Source organism: Solimonas sp. SE-A11 (assembly GCF_030345715.1).
Taxonomy (GTDB): domain Bacteria; phylum Pseudomonadota; class Gammaproteobacteria; order Nevskiales; family Nevskiaceae; genus Solimonas_A.
Genome location: NZ_JAUASX010000001.1, coordinates 187,484 through 205,043, shown reverse-complemented (window position 1 = coordinate 205,043; position 17,560 = coordinate 187,484). Strand labels below are relative to the sequence as shown.

Sequence of the window (17,560 nt, the reverse complement as noted above, 5' to 3'; positions counted from 1 at the left end):
AAGCAAAAGTGGGATTCGAGCCCTCAACCGGGCCAGAACGGGTTTTCGGCCGCCGCCCCGGCGGCATCGCACCCTATTCGTGTGCCAGCGCAAAGTCGATCGCCGCGCCCACCGCCGTGACCTGGGCCAGGATGCATCCCTCCGGATCCGCATTGGGGCTGTCGGGGTAGACCTCGGTCGTGGTCCGGAATGCGGCATCGGTGATGCCGGCGCAGAGGCCGAGAGGCTTGAGGGGATACCGGATCACGCCGGGAGCGACCACCGGCGCACCGATGATCCGGCCTTGCGGGTCGGACGGTGCGATATGGGTGACCTTGGCCACGGCGTCGATGATGGCGCTCTGGAAGTCCGTACGCGGCGCGTCGGTATCGTCGACCAGGTAGAAGCCATCGGGGATGACGTCCGGGACGAAGGCTACGCCGTCGCGCGCCGCCAGGGCCGGCCGGAACTCTGACTCGTCGGTGTCGGTGGTTTCGTGCAGGTCGATGTGCAGCAGGACACGCTCGCGAACCGATGCCAGCAGACGCAACAGGGCGGCGGATTCACCGGCCGGGCTGTTTTCGCGGAACGAGCGATTGGGATCGAGCGCATCGGGATTCCAGCGCTGGATCGTTTCGTAGCCCCAGGGACTGACGCAGGGGACGACCAGGATATTGAGGCGCCCTTCGTAGCGATGCAGGTGCCCCAGCGCGAATCGTAGTGCGCCGTGGACGCCGCTGGTCTCGTAGCCGTGCACCCCGCCGGTGATCAGGGCGACCGGCAACTCCGGTCGCCAACCTGCGGATTTCAGCGAATACAGCGGATAGTGGCGTGCGCCGTATTCAAGCTGGCCATACTGGGCGACCGTGCAGCTGGCCTCCAGCTCGCGGATGACGCCCAGGACGTCGGCCTCGTAGCTGCGCAGATGCTGCTGCCGGGAGAACCAAGTGGTCTTCTCGGCCTCGCCCCACGGGGTTCCGGGAGTGCCGATGGGATAGCTGCGAGGAAGCGCGGTCATGTTTCCTTGTCCCGGGAACGGCTTTTCGATCAGAGAATGTCGCAGAAAAGCAATGGCGATGTTGTCCCTATCCGAGATTAGCGTCCGGGGCGCACTACTGGCATCACCCCCCGCTGTCTTGCGAATGAGGGCCCACGAATTTCGGCCGGTCGAGTGGATAGAAAATGTCATGAAATCCCCTGGCACCGCTGGAAATCCCGCAAAAATCAACCGATCGTCCGCTTATCGCTTTGAAACCGCCGATGGTCATTTGGCAGTCAACATGAGTTACTGGTTTTGCCAACATCCGCCTTGCCTTTGCGAGTGCAGGCTGCAAGCTGCGCGCCCGCAAATCCGCCGGGGGCCTGCGTTGCCGATGCCTGCCCTCCTTCGCGCCTCTCATCCGGACCGGGACCGGATGATTTGCAGGCTTGGCCATTCAACGGAATGAGGGGCGAAACAGGGATGCGGCAAGCATAGAACCCGTTTTCAGGCACACACCGCCCGCCACGCGTGAGCGCGGGCTGCCGGCCGGAATTTCGCTGCGCGCGGAGCCGGTTCTCATCGATTCGAAATCATAACGAGGGCGCCCAGAGCAGCCCCGCGGGGGATGTTGTTGCCGGAGGACCAAGGTTGGCAGTTCGGTGGTCGTCCGGGAATCGCTTCTTCAATTGATGTGCTTAAAAAGGAAAACAGATGAACGCTCTTGGAAGGGTGGGTTTAGGAAGGGTGGTGAGAGGCCTGGCGATACTCGGGGTGCTGGCAACGGCGGCCTGCGGCGGCGGTGGCGCCAGCAGCCCTGATTTCTCGGCGGGCCTGGAGTCGATCAGCGTCAGCCCCACCAGCAATACGCTGGCGCTGGGAGAATCGCGGCAGTTCCGTGCCTATGGCCACTACACGGCACCGCCGGGTGGCACGGGTGAGACCAGGGAACTCACCGCCGTGGTGTCCTGGGAAGCGGCCGATCCGGCCATCGCCTCGGTCAGCGCCGCGGGCGTCGCGCTCAGCAAGGGCGCCGGCAACACCAACATCACCGCGCGCCTTTCGGCTCATACCGCGTCGGCCAGCCTGACGGTCGGCGCACCGGTCGTGCGCCAGCTGATCGTGCGCGGCCCCAGCGGCAGCTCGCAGGCGAACCTGTCCTTGGGCCAGAGCGCGTCGTTTGCTGCCTACGGCATCTACACCGACGGCCAGGAGCGCCTGATCGAGAGCATGCTGAACCAGGTGAAATGGACGGCGGATCCTGCGGTCGAGATCACTCCGGCACAGGGCCCGACGACCACAGCCACCGCCGTGGCGCTCTCCAGCGGTGCGCAGCTCAAGGCAGGCCTGTACAACGCCGACGGCAGCCTGCCGGTCACCTACAACGGCCTGCCGCTCAGCGCCCTCGCGCAGATCACGGTCACGGCGGCCTCGGTCACCAGCCTGAAGCAGCTGCAGTGGTCGGATGCTCCGGTGCCGGGCGCCTCCGACACGCCGCCCACGACGCCGCTGGACGTGGTGCAGAACGCCACGCGCAAGGCGGTGGCGATCGGCATCTTCACCGACGGCTCGGTCGGCGTGGTGGCGGACAGCCTGCTGGACTGGAGCCTGTCTCCGGCCGGCACCCCGCTGGCGACGGTGGATGCCGGCGGCAATGTCACCGGCAAGCAGCAAGGCAGCCTGACGCTCGCTGCGGCGCTGAAGAGCAACGCGGCGGTCACCGCCTCCCGCGCACTGCGCGTGGCGGACGAGGCCTGCGCGGCCCCGGCGCGTGACGACCGCTTCGTGGCCAACGGCTGGTTCGTGCCGGTGCTGTGCCTGATCTGCTCCGCGAACGATGCCACCAATGTCATCGACGCCGACAGCAGCAACTACGCGACGCTGACCAACAACGTAGCTCTGCTGGGCGGCGAGACCGCGATCAACGTGGCACTGAAGCCGGAGCAGGCTGCGATCAACACCGGCCCGGCGCCGAAGCCTGTCAGCTTCCTGGTGGCGCTCGATCCGGGCACTTTCCCGGTGCTGAACCTGGGTCTGTTCAACCAGCTGTACGTGTCGCTGCACTCGGACGCCGACGGCGTGTCGTCGGTGACAGGCCGCGTAGCCGCTTCAGGCCTGGGCGATGGCGGCAGCAATGCGCTGGAGCTGACGCTGCTGGGCCTGCACCTGGTGCCGGGCCTGGATACGGTGAGGGTTTCCTTCACGCCGCCAGCCGGGGTGGAGTATCGCCGCCTGCGCCTGGGGAACAATGCGGGCGTGCTGCAGGCCAACTTGTCCAAGTCGGTGCGCGTGAGCGCTGCCTGCCTGAGTGAGTAAGAGCTTCGATGGTCATGGGACGCCGCCAGCGCCCCATGACCACGAACCCAATCGAGATTCGCAGCGAGGCTCCACGCGGAGCCTTCGCCGGAGACAAGCAATGAAGAAAACAAGATGGATCGCCCTGGCCGCGACGCTATGGGCGGCTGCCGCCTCCGCGCAGGACGCGGGCAAGTACGACCAGCGCTGGTACGTGTCGCCCTCGATCGGCGGGGTGTTCGCCGACAAGCAGGACATGAACAGCGGCATCGCCGGCTCGATCAGCGTAGGCCGGGCGCTGGGCCGCTATACCGGTTTCGAAATCGAAGGCAACTACAGCAGCCTGTCGGTCTCCAGCCTGCCGGCGGAGAAGGACTACGAGCGCCTGACGCTCGGCGCCAACCTGCTGCAGTACTTCGCCAACGACAAGGCCGATATCCGTCCCTTCGCCATCGCCAGCGTCAACGCCCACAGCATCGACTTCCTGGGCGAGTCGCTCAGCGGGGCCGGCGTGGGCCTGGGCCTGGGTTCGATGTTCCAGATGTCGCCCTGGTGGGACCTGCGCTTCCAGGCCCGCTACAACCTGGACTTCATCAGCCAGGAAGGCATCGTGCAGGACGCGACCTTCTATCTCTGGGACGTGGGCCTGGGCTTCCGTTACAAGTTCGGCGCGGACCCGAACGATTCCGACGGTGATGGCGTGCCCGATAGCCTGGACAAGTGCCCCAATACGCCCAAGGGCGTGACGGTGTACTCGGACGGCTGCCCGGTGGATACCGACGGCGACGGCGTGCCGGATTACCTGGACAAGTGCCCCGGCACCCCCAAGGGTACGGTGGTCAATGCCTCCGGCTGCCCGGCGGATTCCGACGGTGACGGCGTGCCCGACGAGCTGGACAAGTGCCCGAACACGCCGCGCGGCGTGATGGTGGGCCCGGACGGCTGCCCGATCGATTCCGACGGTGACGGCATCCCGGATGCCTATGACAAGTGCCCCAACACCCCCAAGGGCACCATCGTGGGTCCGGACGGCTGCCCGGCGACCGATTCGGATGGCGACGGCATCCCCGACTTCATGGACAAGTGCCCGGCGACGCCCAAGGGCGTGGCGGTGGGTCCGGATGGCTGCCCGCTGGATTCCGACGGTGACGGCATCCCCGACTACCTCGACGAGTGCCCGCGCACGCCGCCGGGTGCCAAGGTGCTGCCCAACGGCTGCGCGCTGACCGGCGATTGCCGTACGCCGCGTCCGGGCGAGGCGGTGGACGCCAACGGTTGCGCGCTGGACAAGAACTTCATCCTCCGCGGTGTGAAGTTCGAGTTCGACTCCGACCGCCTGACCGAGCCGGCCAAGCTGATCCTCAACGAGGTCGGCGAGACGCTGAAGGCCTACCCGGCCATCCGCGTGGACCTGGAAGGCCATACCGATTCGGTGGGTTCGGACAACTACAACCTGGGCCTGTCGGAGCGTCGCGCCAATTCGGTGAAGACCTACCTGGCCGGCCGTGGCATCCCGGGCAGCCGCATGAACCCGGTGGGCTACGGCGAGACCCGCCCGATCGACTCCAACGATACGGAGATCGGTCGTGAGGAGAACCGTCGCGTGGAGCTGAAGGTCCTCGAGTAAGCGAACTGCGGCAAATCAAAACCCCGCCGGAGTGATCCGGCGGGGTTTTTTCTTTGCCTGCTTGCTGCGGGGCGCCATCCATGGCGAGACGTTGGCCACCTGATTGAACTCCGGGGCAGCCCTCCATGGCTGCCCGTGATCCACCGCTGGCGATGCCATTCAGGCATCGCCAGGACGCGACGTCTCACCCACCAGCAATCTCGCCAGCTGCACCCGGTTGGAGATACCCAGCTTGCGGCAGATGCTCGCCACCTGGTTCTCGATGGTGCGGCTGGAGCGGCACAGCCGCTTGGCGATATCGGCATTGCGCAGGCCCTCGGCCGCGAGCCGGGCAACACGCTGCTCCGACGATGTCAGCTTGCGCAGGATCGCCAGGGCCTCGGCCGAATAGTGGGTGGTCTCGCCCTCGGCACGCGTGTCGCGCAGCAGCAGCACGTAGCCGCCGTCCGGCATCGGCATCAGGTCGGCCGAGAAGCCGGGCCGCGCGGGATGCTTCAGCGAGAAGGGCCCAGGCCCGGACTCCAGTGCCGCAAACAGGGCCTGTGGCAGCGCCAGCTGCGCGGACTCCGGGCCCAGTCCACGATTCCAGCGCAGGCGCTGCGCCTCGCCGCGCCGGTTCGACCACAACGGGGTACCCAGCCGGTCGAAGAACACCAGGGCCTCCGGGGAGCTCTCCAGGAAGGCCTTGAACACGTCCGCCAGTTCGCCGCTGGCATTCCGACGGACCAGGGGTACCACCCATGATCGCACCGCCGGTGAATGGAGGGCCTCGGGCACAGCGCTGAAAAGCCCATGGGCCGTTGCCGGCTCCGCCACACCCCAGTCGTTAGAGAGCAGCGACATCGGCCGTCACCGGATGATGTGATTCAGGCATTGCGTCGCAGGCCGGCGCAGGGCTTCGCTTGGACTTCATGCACGTCTCCTCCAGATACCGCCCCGCTCTATCCAGAGCAGTGGCGGACCTACTGCTACTTCCAGACCTGCTGGCGAAACAGTGCCTCGGCATCGCGTTCCACGCGGCATCCGTCAGCGGTCACCCACATCGACGCGCGCTGCACCGGCTCATAGGACGGCCATTGGCCCAGCGATGTTCCCGGCTCGCCGTGACGGGCGAAGTGGCCCAGCATGGACACCCAGCGGCGCTCGATCTCGGCCGCCTTCGGATGGTCGATGAACCTCGGGACGGTATGTCCGGGATCGTCGCTGACGTTGAACGTCAGCGCCAGATCGATGCCATGGCTGGATGGGATGGACTGCCCGGCAAAGCGCATCGGGATGTCCATGGCGTAGACCCAGGCGCGGCTGCCGGCCTTGGTCGTCGCTTCCGCATAGTCGACGGCGCCGCGGCGGAACCCGTCGGTCCAGACCAGGTCGTTGAAGGCGCTGCCGAAGCCGATGTGGCCGGTGGCCTTCTTCAGGCGGCGCAGGTAATCCTTGACGTTGGCCTTGCCCTTGGCCGCGTGCATGGCGATGCCGCGCGAGGCCAGGTGGCCGATGATGCTGATGACGAAGCCCGGCAGGCCGGTGGCGGCCTTGACCATGAGCTCCAGCGACACGCCCTCATGGGTGGCGTAGCCTGCGATCAGGGGCACGGCCTCAGGGCCGCGAGCCTGGATCAATTCATTCATTTGTCCCGGCAGCAGCGTGGTGCCGGAAACCGGTACTGGGGAGAGCTGCTTGCCGCGCCTCTGGTAGGCGATCAACTCCTGGGAGGGGGCCGCCTTCAGGTAGGCGACGGTCTCTTTACGCGTCTTGCGACGCGCCTTGGCCATCACACCGACCACGTCTCTGGAGGGCTCGGGGACCATGTAGCCGGTGCTGCAGGCGACGGCGCGGTGCACCAGTCCCTTGGCGGCCGGGGCGGCGCAGAGTGCTGCGACGGAAACGGCGCCGGCCGATTCGCCGATGATGGTGACCCGGCCGGGATCGCCACCGTAGTCAGCGATGTTGTCGCGCACCCACTGCAGGGCAGTGATCTGGTCGCCGAGCCACAGTTGGCCCTGGCCGTCGCGATCAGTGCCGAGCCAGTCGAGGTCTAGCGCCGCGAAGAGGCCGAGGCGGTAGTTGATGCACACCACCACCGCCTCGGCGCCACGCGCTAGCGCGCTGCCGTCATAGCAATGGCCGCTGCCGCCGGTGAAACTGCCACCGTGGATGAAGAAGATCACCGGTCGCGGTCCGTCGGCGGGCGCCTGCGGCGCATGGATATTGAGCAGCAGGCAGTCCTCGGAATATGCCGCCTCCGGCACGGGGCCGTACAGCTCCGGGACAATCTCGGGCTGCATCGCCATCGCCTTGAAGCTGGTGGCGTCGTAGGTACCCTGCCACGGCGAGGTGGCCAGCACGGACGACCGGAAACGCTGCGCGGGCTCGGCGTAGCGCAGACCCCGGTAGGTTTCCACGCCAAGGCGCTCGATGCCCCGCACCCGTCCGAGCCGGGTGACGCGCTCCACCGTTTTCATTGTCATTGTTGCCTGCTCCATGGAGCCTTCGTCCTTCAGATGCCAGTCACGCCGCCGCTGCACAGCAAGGTCTGCCCGCTGACGTAGTCCGACTCCGGCAGGCAGAAAAGATAGATCGCGCCGGCCGCATCTTCCGGCGTGCCCACTCGCCCCAGCGGGATGCTGCGCTCCATCGATTCCTTGAGGCCGGGGTTGATGCCCACCTTGATCTCGCGGCCATCGATGTTGGCGGTGGTGCCGGAGCCTGCGGCAACGGTCAGGCGCGTTTCGATGAAGCCGAAGGCGACGCAGTTCACCGTGGTGTCTAGGCGCCCCCATTCCTTGGCCAGCGTCATGGTCATGCCGACGATGCCAGCCTTGCCGGCGGCATAGCTGATCTGCCCGGCATTGCCGAACAGGCCGGCCACCGAGGAGATGTTGACCACCTTGCGCACCACGTGGCGTCCGGCCTCGCGGTCCTGGGTGTTGAGCTTCTTGATGACCGGCTGGGCTGCACGCAGGATGCGGAAGGGCGCGGTCAGGTGACAGGCGATGATCGCCTCCCACTGCTCGTCGCTCATCTTCTGGATGACATTGTCCCAGGTGTAGCCGGCGTTGTTGACGATGATGTCCAGTCCCTGGAAGGACTCCAGCGCCGTATTGACGAAGCGCTCGGCGAAGGACGCATCCGTCACGCTGCCTGCGCAGGCCACGGCTTGGCCACCCAGACTGCGAATCTCCTCGACCACCTCGTTGGCGGGGCCTTCGTCGAGATCGTTCACCACGATGCGCGCGCCCTCCGCAGCGAGTTTCAGTGCCGCAGCCCGGCCGATGCCACGACCCGAGCCGGTGATGAGGGCAACCTTTCCTTCAAGCTTCTTCACGTTCCAATGACCTTTGTTGATTCTGTGATTGCCATGCGCGCATCACGCAGCGCGGAGCGGCGGACCTTGCCGTCGTCGCCGCGCAGCGGCTCGGCCAGGAATTCGAACGAAGCCGGGATCTTGTAGCTGACCAGGCGCGAGGCGAGATACGCCAACAGTTCTTCGGCCGTCACCGGCGTGTGCGCATGGACGATGGCATGCACGCGCTGGCCCAGGTCCTCGTCGGGCAGGCCAATGGCGGCGCTCGAATGCACTGCGGGATGCTCGTCGATGGCGGCCTCGACTTCGGCCGGGTAGATGTTGGCACCGCCACGCAGGATCAGGTCGGTGCGCCGGTCCGCCAGGTACAGGTAGCCGTCGGCATCGAAGCGGCCGATATCGCCGAGGCTGTCCCAGCCATCGACGCGCTTGGATTCGGCGCCGAGATAGAAGTAGCTGGGCGGGGCGCCCGCGGCTTCGCGCACCTGAATCTCGCCAGTCTCGCCAGCGGGCAGCTCCCGACCGTCCTCGCCCACGATCCGGATCTGGCCGAGCACGCAGCGACCGACCGAGCCGCGGTGCTGCAGCCATTCGTCGCCGCGTATCACGGTGAGTGCCTGCATCTCGGTGCCACCGTAGAGCTCGAAGATGCGCTCGGCACCGAGCCAGTCGATCCAGGCGGCCTTGAGCCACTCCGGGCAATGCGAGGCCATGTGGTAGGCCACGCGCAGCGAGGAAAGGTCATGGCGGCTGCGCTCAGACTCCGGCAGCTTCCAGATGCGCGACATCATCGTCGGCACCATCAGCACGGAGCCGACGCCGTGCCGCTCGATCAGCTCCAGGGTCTGGGCGGGATCGAAGCGGCGCATGACGATGACGTGGTTGCCGCGCAGCAGGGCCTGCACCGCCGTGGTGAACGGCGCGTTGTGGTAGAGCGGCCCGGGGATCAGCACCGCCCCCTCGCGCGGCAGCATCAGCGGCATGGCATAGGCCGCAGCGTTCTCGTCGATCTCCGCGGCGCTGCCGGCGACGATCAGCTTGGGGCGGCCGGTGCTGCCGCCCGAGGTCGGGGCCTTCCAGTGCTTCGCCGTCTTCACCGGCAGGGGTTCATCGGATAGCTCCGGCGACACCTGGAAGCCGGCGGCCATGACCGACACACCCGGGAAATCCGCCGCCTCCGCTCCCACGACCAGCGAGGGTGAGGCCAGCGCAACGATGGCGGCGAGCTCCGCCCGCGGCAGGCGGCTGGAGACCGGCTGCGGCGTGGCGCCCAGCTTCAGCGCCGCCAGGGCACTCTCCATGAAGAAGATGCCGTTGGGAAGCGCGATGGTCACGAAGCTGCCCTCGGCCACGCCACGGCGCTGGAATTCGCGGGCGAGGCGGTTGCTGCGCCGCTCCAGTTCGCCGCGCGTCAGCGTCTGGCCATCGACGGTCAGCGCCGGGTGCCGTGCATCGGCCTGGGCCCAACGCTGCAATGCTTCGGTGGCAGGGATCATCGCCATGTCAGAACTCGAAGGAGAAGCGCGCGGTCAGCGTGCGCGGTGGGCTGAGCAGGTACTGCTCGTAGGTCTGCTGCGTCAGCAGGGTCTTGCCGGCGCCGCCGGCCACAACCCCAGCCTCGTCCAGGATGTTGGTCATGTTGATGGCGAGCTTCGGATTGCCGACGACGCCTTCGGTGGCGATCAGCAGGCCGGCGTTCAGGCTGCCGTAGTCGTTGATCTCCACGTCGTGCGTCAGGTTGCTGTAGCCCTTGCCGATGTAGGTGTAGCCCACGCTGGGTGCCAGCAGTACCCGGCCCAGCGGCAGCAGCGACTGCAGGGAGGTGCTGTACTGGTACTTCGCGGCGCCCGGCATCTCCTGGCCCGGATACACCGTGTCACCGTTGGAGGCCGTGAATTCCTCGGTGATGTGCGCATCGGTCATCGCGCCGGAGACCGACCAGGTGACGCCGGGGATCGGCGTATTCCACAGCAGGTTGGCCTCGAGTCCACGGCTCACCGCCGCCGACACGTTGGTGTTGTAGGCCAGCGGAATGGTCTCCGTGGTCTGGGTGATGATCGGGTCCTTGTAGTCGATGTAAAACAGCGTCAGGTCGGCCTGCAGGGTGTTGTCCAGCCATTCCGTTCGCAGGCCCAGTTCGTAGTTCCACAAGGTGTCCGACTTGTAGGTCGGCGGCACGCCGTTGGCGGGGGTCGAGGGCAGACTCTGCAGGCCGCCGAAGCGGAAGCCCTTGGCCGCCGTGGCGTAGAGCGAGACGTCGTCGGTGAAGCGATAGGTAGCCGAGAGCTTGGGATTGAAGCCCCGCTCCTTCAGCGTGCTCCTCGAATCCGATCCCAGGCCCTGGTTCTGGTTGCCCGAGACCAGCAGGCCGTAGCCGACGAAGCCGCCGGTCACCTCGGTCTCGTAGAAGCGTCCGCCGGCCGACAGGGTCAGGCCGTTCTCGAAATCGTAGGAGACGTCCGCGAAGATCGCGCGCTCCTGCGATTTGGCGTCCGAGGTTCCATCGAGCAGCGAGGTGGCCGCCCCCAGGCTGGGCAGGCCCAGCAGATCGAGCAAGGGCTGGAGCAGGGGATTGTTGCCTAGCGGGCTTCCAGGCCCCAGCAGGCTGCGGTTCAACGGCGTGTCGATCAGGATGTTGAAGAATAGGTCGTAGTCGAAGAAGTACGCGCCTACCAGCCAGTCGAAAGGGCCGCTGTCGTTGGACTGCAGCCGCAGCTCCTGCGACAGGCTCTTGGAATCGTCGACGACCTGGGTCAGCACGCCCGCGATCGCCGGATAGCCCGGCGGCGGATTCCCGGCCAGCGCATAGGTGATGTCGCGGCTGAAATTCGCGTCGCGGTGGACGTGCGACGTCAGGGAAACCAGGCGCATGGAATCGAAGTCGTAGGCGACTTCCAGGCTGTTCATGCCAAATTCGTGCTTCGAGGGCGCCGGTAGCACCGACTGGTCGGTGGCACGGGGGCCATCCGCAAAGCGTACTTCGTTGAGCTGGTTGTCGCCCTCGAAGGTCTGGGTGATGTGGGTGAACTTGATCTTCCAGTCGCCGGGCTTCCACAGGGCCTGCGCGCGGACCTGGTCACCGGAGGATTCCGCGACGTCACGCTTGCCGCTACGCAGATCGTCGGTGATGCCCGGGTACTCGCGGCGGATGTAGGCCAGGCGCAGCGCTGCCTCGTCGCCGACCGGCGTATTGACCGACAGGCCATGCGTGAAGGCCGTGCTGCCGTGATCGGGACCGGTGTACTGGGAGAAGCCGCGCAGCTGCCAGGTATCGAGCACCGGTTCCTGCAACTCGTAGCGGATGGCACCGGACAGTGCCGCGCCGCCGAACAGCGTGCCCTGCGGCCCCTTCAGGACCTGCACGCCGGCGAGGTCGAAGGCACTCAGGTCCGGCACGATGTTGGCGATATAGGGATCGGTGAAGGGCGTGTCGCCGATGAAGATACCCACCGGCTGCGCATTGCCCGCCGAAGGCAGCGTGTCGGTGGAGATGCCGCGGAAGGTCATGCGCGAGAAGCCCGGCGCACCCTGGGCCACCGTGACGCCCGGCGACTCGCGGATGAAGTCGTTGAGGTCCAGGCTGCCGGAGTTCTCCAGCTTCTCACCGGAGAAGGCCGAGATGGAGGCCGGGATCTCGCGGATCGACTGCTCGCGCTTGGTGGCGGTGACCACGATCTCCTCGATCTGCGCCGGGCCCTGCCGCTTGTCGCGAAGCGTGGGCTCAGCAGCGGCATCCTTGGCCTGCACTGGAATGGTGTCCAGTACCTCGGGAGCGACTTCGGCGGGCGATGGGGGCGCTGTTGCTGCGGGTGTGTCGGCGCTGGCCGGCGGAGCATCGGCCGACGAACTCGCCGGGGCGGGCGCGGCTGCGTTGCCGGCGGGCTGCGATGCAGGCTCCGACGACGGCGCATCGAGGGACTCCAGGATGTCGTCGAGCGACGTGTCCTGCGCCAGAGCGGGGGAGCTCGTAACGGTCACCGGGATGACAGCCAGCAGGGCAGCCGCGCCCATTGCGCTCTTTTTATGGAGCATGGATAACTCTCCTCGTGTGCACTACAGAAGCGGTCTAGTGCCGCCCTGGTTGGTGGATTCAGTTCATGGCGCCGACGATGCGGCAGGCAAAATCCCCGTAGGCATCGGCGATCTGCTCGGGGGTCTTGTCGAGCTCCGGGGTGTACCAGTGCGCCACGCGCAGGCCCATGGCGCCAATCGCCAGCAGGGCCAGTTCCGTGTCCGCGACCTTGAAGGCGCCCAGGCTCTCGCCGCGCCGGATCACCTCCAGCAGCAGCAGCTCCGACTGGCGGCGCAGCTCCAGGATGGGCGCCGCGAACTCCGACGGCAGCGCATGCAGCTCGGCATTGGAGACCACGGCCAGCATCGGGTAGTCGGCATGCGCCAGCACATGCGCGCGCACCACGGCGATCAGTTGCAGCCGCGGCTCCGGGCTGGCCGCCAGCAGGGCGGACCGTATGCGGCGAAGGTGCTCCTCATGGCCGATCCGGATCAGCTCGGCCAGCACATGCGCCTTGGACGGATAGTGCGAGTACACCGACGCACCCTTGATGCCGGCCAGCTTGGCGATGTCGCGGATCGACGCACCGCCGTAGCCATGCTCCGCGAACAGGCGCAGGGCCTCGCCCAGGATCACCCCCCGCGAGCCCTCCGGCGTCGCTCCGGGCGGCAGGACGGTGGCGATGGCGGCCAAGCGTCTTTGGGTGGCGGAGAATTTTGACATACGAACGATCGTTAGCCTACGATGGGGCAACGATAAGAGCATTCGCCCAGAAATGCAACCTGCCGTTCGTTAGCCCAATAACCGGGTCGGTATCTGACTCCAGGCCTTTTACGCGCCGGGGGCAGGCCGACTGCGCACCGATTTCCCGCACATGAACCAACTGCCCACCAAGACGAAGCTCGCCTTCGGATTCGGCTCTCTGGCCTTCGGCATCAAGGACCAGGGTTTCAACGCCCTGCTGATGCTCTACTACAACCAGGTGGTCGGCCTGCCCGCGTCCCAGGTGGGCCTGGCGATCCTCATCGCCACTCTGATCGACGCGCTGCTGGACCCGGTGATCGGCCAGGTGTCGGACCACCACCGCTCCTCGTGGGGACGCCGGCATCCGTTCATGTACGGCGCCGCCCTGCCCATGGCCATCGCCTATGCGCTGTTCTGGGCGCCGCCGGAGGCCTCGCAGACCACGCAGATGGTCTGGCTCGTCGTCACCTCCGTCATCGTCCGACTGTCCATCAGCCTCTACGAGATTCCCTCGGCCGCGCTGATGGCCGAGCTCACCAGCGACTACGACGAGCGCACCACGCTCGCCACCTGCCGCTCGCTGTTCATGGCGATCGGCCTGGTCGGCATGGGCATCCTGGTGTTCCAGTTCTTCCTGGCGCCGACTGCGCAACAGCCCGTGGGACAGCTGAACGCCGAGGGCTATGTGCAGTACGGCTATGTAGCCGCCGCCATCATGCTGTTCAGCGTGCTGGTTGCTGCGCGCGGCACGCATGACCGCATCCCCTCGCTGATCGCCTCCACTCCGGCCCACCACCAGCAGGGCCTCGTCACAGGGCTCAGGCATCTGCTGACCGATCGCGCCTACGTCAGCGTGGTGCTCTGCGTGTTCTTCTTCTCCATCGCCGGTGGCGTTTCCACCGCGCTGGGCACCTACGTCAACACCTACTTCTGGAAGCTGCAGTCCGCGCAGCTCGCCGCCATCGCCGGCGGCTACGGCCTGGGCGTGATCGTAGGCCTGGTGGTGGCAGGCTTCTCCCGCCACCTTGGCAAGAAGGCCGTGACCATCGGCGCCTACGCGCTGGCGCTGGTCGCCTTCGTACTGCTGATCAGCCTGCGCCTGCTGGGCATCATCGACCTCGGACCGCAGCAGATGCTGCCCTGGCTGATCCTGCAGGGCGTGCTGATCGGCGCCACCGTGCTGGTGGCGCTGATCATGGGCAGCTCGATGCTGGCCGACGTCGCCGATCACATCGAGGCCAAGACCGGGCAACGCATGGAAGGTCTGATGTTCGCCGCGCTGATCATGATCCAGAAGGGCGTCTCCGGGATGGGGGTGTTCCTCTCGGGCGTGATCCTCACCGTCGTCGGATTTCCCGACAAGGCCGACCCTGCCACCATCAGCCTGGACATCGTCGAGCGCCTGGGCATTTTCTATGTGCTGGGCATCGGCGTGATGGTGATCCTGGCGCTGGCGTCCATCGGCTTCTATCCGATCTCGCGCGCTCTACACCAGCACAACCAGGCCACCTTGCAGGCCCGGCGCGCGGCAGCGGCCTGAGGCCGATGCACATCATCAGGCACGAGGAGAAATAATCATGAGACGCAGCCTGATCGGCATGTTGTTCGAGCGCTTCTTCGCCAGGAGGCTATGGGTCGCCTGGCGTGGCTGCATCGAGGTGGCGGCCGTGCCCGGCTGCGGCGGCATCGCCTTTCTCGGCGACAGCATCACCCATCAGGCCCGCTGGGACCTGATCTTCCCGGACATCGCCACGCGCAACTTCGGTATCGGCGGCGAACGCAGCGAGCACCTGCTGCTGCGCCTGGATCCGCTGATCTCGATCCGGCCGGAAAAAGTCTTCCTGCTAATCGGCAGCAACGACATCGCCGCGGCACGGCGCATCGAGGACATCGCGGCAGACGTCGAAGCCATCGTGGAACGCCTGCAGGCCGCCCTGCCAGGCTGCCCTATCTACCTGCAAACAGTAATGCCGCGCGCGTGCAAGATGCTTGAGCGCATCCGCGCGCTCAACCAGCGCTACCAGGAGATCGCGGCGAGGCGCCGCATCGGCTTCATCGACCTGTTCCCGGCCCTGGACGACGGCAAGGGCATGCTGAAGAAGGAATTCACCTACGACGCCATCCACCTGACGGGCGCCGGCTACCAGGTGTGGCGCGAGCTGCTGGCGCCGCACGTGCTCGCCGCCAGGCAGGGCTGACGATGGCCGAGACCCAACCGGACTTCCGGTCTCCGGCGTTCCTGCGGGATCACGTCCGCGCGACGATGGCGTTCTACCATCCGCGCTGCATCGACCCCGCCGGCGGCTTCTACCATTACTTCAAGGACGACGGCACGGTCTACGAACGGCGCTCGCGCCACCTGGTGAGCAGCACGCGTTTCATCTTCAACTACGCGATGGCCTGGCGCCACTTCGGCGAGCCGCAATACCGGGATGCCCTTTGGCATGGTCTGGACTTCCTGCGGGCAGCACATCGCGATCCGCAGACCGGCGGCTATGCCTGGACGCTGCTCGACGGCCTGCCCCAGGACCGCACCCATCACTGCTACGGACTGGCCTTCGTCCTGCTGGCCTACGCAAAGGCCGTGGAAGCCGGAATCGAAGAAGCCAGGCTGTGGCTCGACGAGACCTGGGCGCTCATGGAAGCCCGTTTCTGGGAACCTCAGGCCGGGCTGTATGCCGACGAAGCAACGGCAGACTGGAGCCTGAGCGGCTATCGCGGGCAGAACGCCAACATGCATGCCTGCGAGGCGCTGATTGCGGCCTACGAGGCCACGCGCGAGCCGCGCTACCTGCAACGCGCCGCCCTGCTGGCCGACAACATGGTCAACCGCCAGACCGCCGCCACCGATGGCTTGGTGTGGGAGCACTACCACGCGGACTGGACGCCCGACTGGGACTACAACAAGGGCGACCGCAGCAACATCTTCCGGCCCTGGGGCTACCAGCCCGGACACCAGACCGAATGGGCCAAGCTGCTGCTGATCCTGGACCGCCACCAACCTGCGGACTGGCGCCTGAGGCGCGCGGGGGAGCTGTTCGACCGTGCGCTGGACTGCTCCTGGGATACCGCGCACAGCGGGATGATCTACGGCGTGGACCGCGAATGCCGGCCCTACGACAGCGACAAGTATTTCTGGGTGCAGGCGGAGTCCATCGCCACCGCCGCCCTGCTGGCCGACCGCAGCGGGGACGACAAGTACTGGCAGTGGTACGAACGCCTGTGGTCCTACAGCTGGACGCACTTCGTCGATCATCGCTACGGCGCCTGGTTCCGGATCCTGGCACCGGACAACCGCCGCGTGACCGACGAGAAGAGCCCGGCGGGCAAGGTCGACTACCACACCATGGGCGCCTGCTACGAAGTGCTGCGGGTCCTCTCCTGATCCGCGCGACACGCGCAACCCAGACCAATACAGGAAAAATGTCCATGAGCTCTGCCCACTCCTCGCCGCTGAAGCCGCTGCCGCCCGATTTCATCTGGGGGGTGTCCGCCTCCGGATACCAGAGCGAGGGCGGCAACGTCGATTCCAATTGGGACCGCTACAACGCGGATACGCCGACGCAGGACCGCTACGGGATGTCGGTCGACTTCCGACACCGCTACCGCGACGACGTGGGCCTGGCCAAGGACCTGGGGGTCAACACCTTCCGCATCGGCATCAACTGGGCCAGGGTGGAGCCGCGCAAGGGACAGATCGACGAGGCGGAACTCGCCTACTACGACGACCTGATCCTGGCCATGAAGCAGGCCGGCATCGCGCCACTGATCACCCTGGATCATTTCGTGTACCCGGGCTGGGTCGCCGACCAAGGCGCGTGGACCAACCCGCAGACCACCGTGGACTTCGTCGCGTTCTCCCGCCTGATAGCGGAGCGCTACTACAGCGACGTGAAGCTGTGGCTGACCTTCAACGAAGCCGCATTCTTCATGCTCATCGAGTGGAAGTACCGCAAGATGAAGTGGGCCGGCGTGAAGCTGATGCGCCAGCACATCGTCAGCGCCCACCGCCAGGTCTACGACCTGATCCACCAACTGGATAGCGGCGCCATGGTGTCGTCCAACATCGTCTGGATGGGCGAAGGCCTGCGCTCGCGGGCGCTGCAGTGGTTCACCGACTGGCTGTTCCTCGACGGTGTAACCGACAAGATCGACTGCATGGCGATCGACTACTACTACCGCGGGATTTCCGACGCGGTGCTCAAGGGACGCTCCTGGGAAGCGGACCCCTGCCCCTCGGGCCTGGGGCGTGCGCTGAAGAAGCTGTCCCGCCGCCATCCGCGCCTGCCCCTGCTGGTGGCGGAGAGCGGCATGCCGACCCTGAACGCCGAACCGCGCCCGGACGGCGTGCGCCGCGAGGATGCCCTGCGTGACTGCGTCTACTGGTTGCAGCGCGCCCGCGCGGAGGGCACGAACGTGGTGGGCTACATGTACTGGAGCCTCACCGATAATTTCGAGTGGGGACACTACGGCCCTCGCTTCGGCCTCTACACCGTGGACGTGCTGACCGACCCCGAGCTGAAGCGCAGGCCCACCGATGCCGTGGCGGCCTATCGGGAGCTGATCCGGGAGCAGGGCGTTCCGCCGGACTACAGGCCCGTACTGGGCTGACACGCGGCC

The 17,560-nt window shown here is 66.5% G+C and carries 13 protein-coding genes; 6 read left to right on the top strand and 7 right to left on the bottom strand.

Annotated features, from left to right (window positions below):
- Positions 1-73 precede the first annotated feature (73 nt).
- On the bottom strand, positions 74-997 hold the full coding sequence (locus QT386_RS01060; protein WP_289271877.1) for a M14 family metallocarboxypeptidase: 924 nt from the start codon (positions 995-997) through the stop codon (positions 74-76).
- A 711-nt stretch (positions 998-1,708) separates the two neighbouring features.
- Between QT386_RS01060 and QT386_RS01055 the strand changes: the two genes are divergently transcribed.
- On the top strand, positions 1,709-3,274 hold the full coding sequence (locus QT386_RS01055; RefSeq protein ID WP_289271876.1) for a hypothetical protein: 1,566 nt from the start codon (positions 1,709-1,711) through the stop codon (positions 3,272-3,274).
- A 100-nt stretch (positions 3,275-3,374) separates the two neighbouring features.
- Positions 3,375-4,880 carry a thrombospondin type 3 repeat-containing protein gene (locus QT386_RS01050; RefSeq protein ID WP_289271875.1) on the top strand — a complete coding sequence of 502 codons (1,506 nt, stop codon included), beginning with the start codon at positions 3,375-3,377 and terminating at the stop codon, positions 4,878-4,880.
- A 159-nt stretch (positions 4,881-5,039) separates the two neighbouring features.
- On the opposite strand, the gene QT386_RS01045 is transcribed toward QT386_RS01050, so the two are convergent.
- The 6 genes from QT386_RS01045 to QT386_RS01020 form a co-directional block, all read right to left on the bottom strand.
- Entirely contained in the window at positions 5,040-5,723 is a 684-nt protein-coding gene (locus QT386_RS01045; protein ID WP_289271874.1) for a helix-turn-helix transcriptional regulator, read from the bottom strand.
- 125 nt (positions 5,724-5,848) lie between these two features.
- On the bottom strand, positions 5,849-7,348 hold the full coding sequence (locus QT386_RS01040) for a carboxylesterase family protein (protein ID WP_289271873.1): 1,500 nt from the start codon (positions 7,346-7,348) through the stop codon (positions 5,849-5,851).
- A gap of 29 nt (positions 7,349-7,377) precedes the next feature.
- On the bottom strand, positions 7,378-8,205 hold the full coding sequence (locus tag QT386_RS01035; RefSeq protein WP_289271872.1) for an SDR family NAD(P)-dependent oxidoreductase: 828 nt from the start codon (positions 8,203-8,205) through the stop codon (positions 7,378-7,380).
- Positions 8,202-9,686, bottom strand: coding sequence for an AMP-binding protein (locus QT386_RS01030; protein ID WP_289271871.1), 1,485 nt, complete (start codon positions 9,684-9,686; stop codon positions 8,202-8,204). Before QT386_RS01030 ends, QT386_RS01035 begins: the two co-directional genes overlap by 4 nt.
- Before the next feature lies 1 nt (position 9,687).
- Complete coding sequence (locus QT386_RS01025) at positions 9,688-12,216, bottom strand: TonB-dependent receptor (RefSeq protein ID WP_289271870.1); 2,529 nt, start codon at positions 12,214-12,216, stop codon at positions 9,688-9,690.
- 58 nt (positions 12,217-12,274) lie between these two features.
- A complete protein-coding gene (locus QT386_RS01020; protein ID WP_289271869.1) occupies positions 12,275-12,919 on the bottom strand; it encodes a TetR/AcrR family transcriptional regulator in 645 nt (214 codons plus the stop codon).
- Positions 12,920-13,070: 151 nt separating this feature from the next.
- Between QT386_RS01020 and QT386_RS01015 the strand changes: the two genes are divergently transcribed.
- The 4 genes from QT386_RS01015 to QT386_RS01000 are packed head-to-tail and all read left to right on the top strand — an operon-like array spanning position 13,071 to position 17,551.
- Positions 13,071-14,480, top strand: a complete 1,410-nt coding sequence (locus QT386_RS01015; RefSeq protein WP_289271868.1) for an MFS transporter — start codon at positions 13,071-13,073, stop codon at positions 14,478-14,480.
- A gap of 37 nt (positions 14,481-14,517) precedes the next feature.
- Entirely contained in the window at positions 14,518-15,138 is a 621-nt protein-coding gene (locus QT386_RS01010) for a GDSL-type esterase/lipase family protein (RefSeq protein WP_289271867.1), read from the top strand.
- Between the two features lie 2 nt (positions 15,139-15,140).
- On the top strand, positions 15,141-16,325 hold the full coding sequence (locus tag QT386_RS01005; protein ID WP_289271866.1) for an AGE family epimerase/isomerase: 1,185 nt from the start codon (positions 15,141-15,143) through the stop codon (positions 16,323-16,325).
- Between the two features lie 44 nt (positions 16,326-16,369).
- The gene (locus QT386_RS01000; RefSeq protein WP_289271865.1) at positions 16,370-17,551 is read left to right on the top strand and encodes a family 1 glycosylhydrolase; all 1,182 of its coding nucleotides are present in this window, start codon (positions 16,370-16,372) and stop codon (positions 17,549-17,551) included.
- Positions 17,552-17,560: the final 9 nt, after the last annotated feature.

What these genes read in the sequence shown, in the direction of transcription:
- QT386_RS01025 (WP_289271870.1), bottom strand. Translation starts at nt 12,216, where the DNA reads ATGCTCCATAAAAAGAGCGCAATGGGCGCGGCTGCCCTGCTGGCTGTC.
- QT386_RS01040 (WP_289271873.1), bottom strand. Translation starts at nt 7,348, where the DNA reads ATGACAATGAAAACGGTGGAGCGCGTCACCCGGCTCGGACGGGTGCGG.
- QT386_RS01045 (WP_289271874.1), bottom strand. Translation starts at nt 5,723, where the DNA reads ATGTCGCTGCTCTCTAACGACTGGGGTGTGGCGGAGCCGGCAACGGCC.
- QT386_RS01020 (WP_289271869.1), bottom strand. Translation starts at nt 12,919, where the DNA reads ATGTCAAAATTCTCCGCCACCCAAAGACGCTTGGCCGCCATCGCCACC.
- QT386_RS01015 (WP_289271868.1), top strand. Translation starts at nt 13,071, where the DNA reads ATGAACCAACTGCCCACCAAGACGAAGCTCGCCTTCGGATTCGGCTCT.
- QT386_RS01010 (WP_289271867.1), top strand. Translation starts at nt 14,518, where the DNA reads ATGAGACGCAGCCTGATCGGCATGTTGTTCGAGCGCTTCTTCGCCAGG.
- QT386_RS01030 (WP_289271871.1), bottom strand. Translation starts at nt 9,686, where the DNA reads ATGGCGATGATCCCTGCCACCGAAGCATTGCAGCGTTGGGCCCAGGCC.
- QT386_RS01000 (WP_289271865.1), top strand. Translation starts at nt 16,370, where the DNA reads ATGAGCTCTGCCCACTCCTCGCCGCTGAAGCCGCTGCCGCCCGATTTC.
- QT386_RS01050 (WP_289271875.1), top strand. Translation starts at nt 3,375, where the DNA reads ATGAAGAAAACAAGATGGATCGCCCTGGCCGCGACGCTATGGGCGGCT.
- QT386_RS01005 (WP_289271866.1), top strand. Translation starts at nt 15,141, where the DNA reads ATGGCCGAGACCCAACCGGACTTCCGGTCTCCGGCGTTCCTGCGGGAT.
- QT386_RS01060 (WP_289271877.1), bottom strand. Translation starts at nt 997, where the DNA reads ATGACCGCGCTTCCTCGCAGCTATCCCATCGGCACTCCCGGAACCCCG.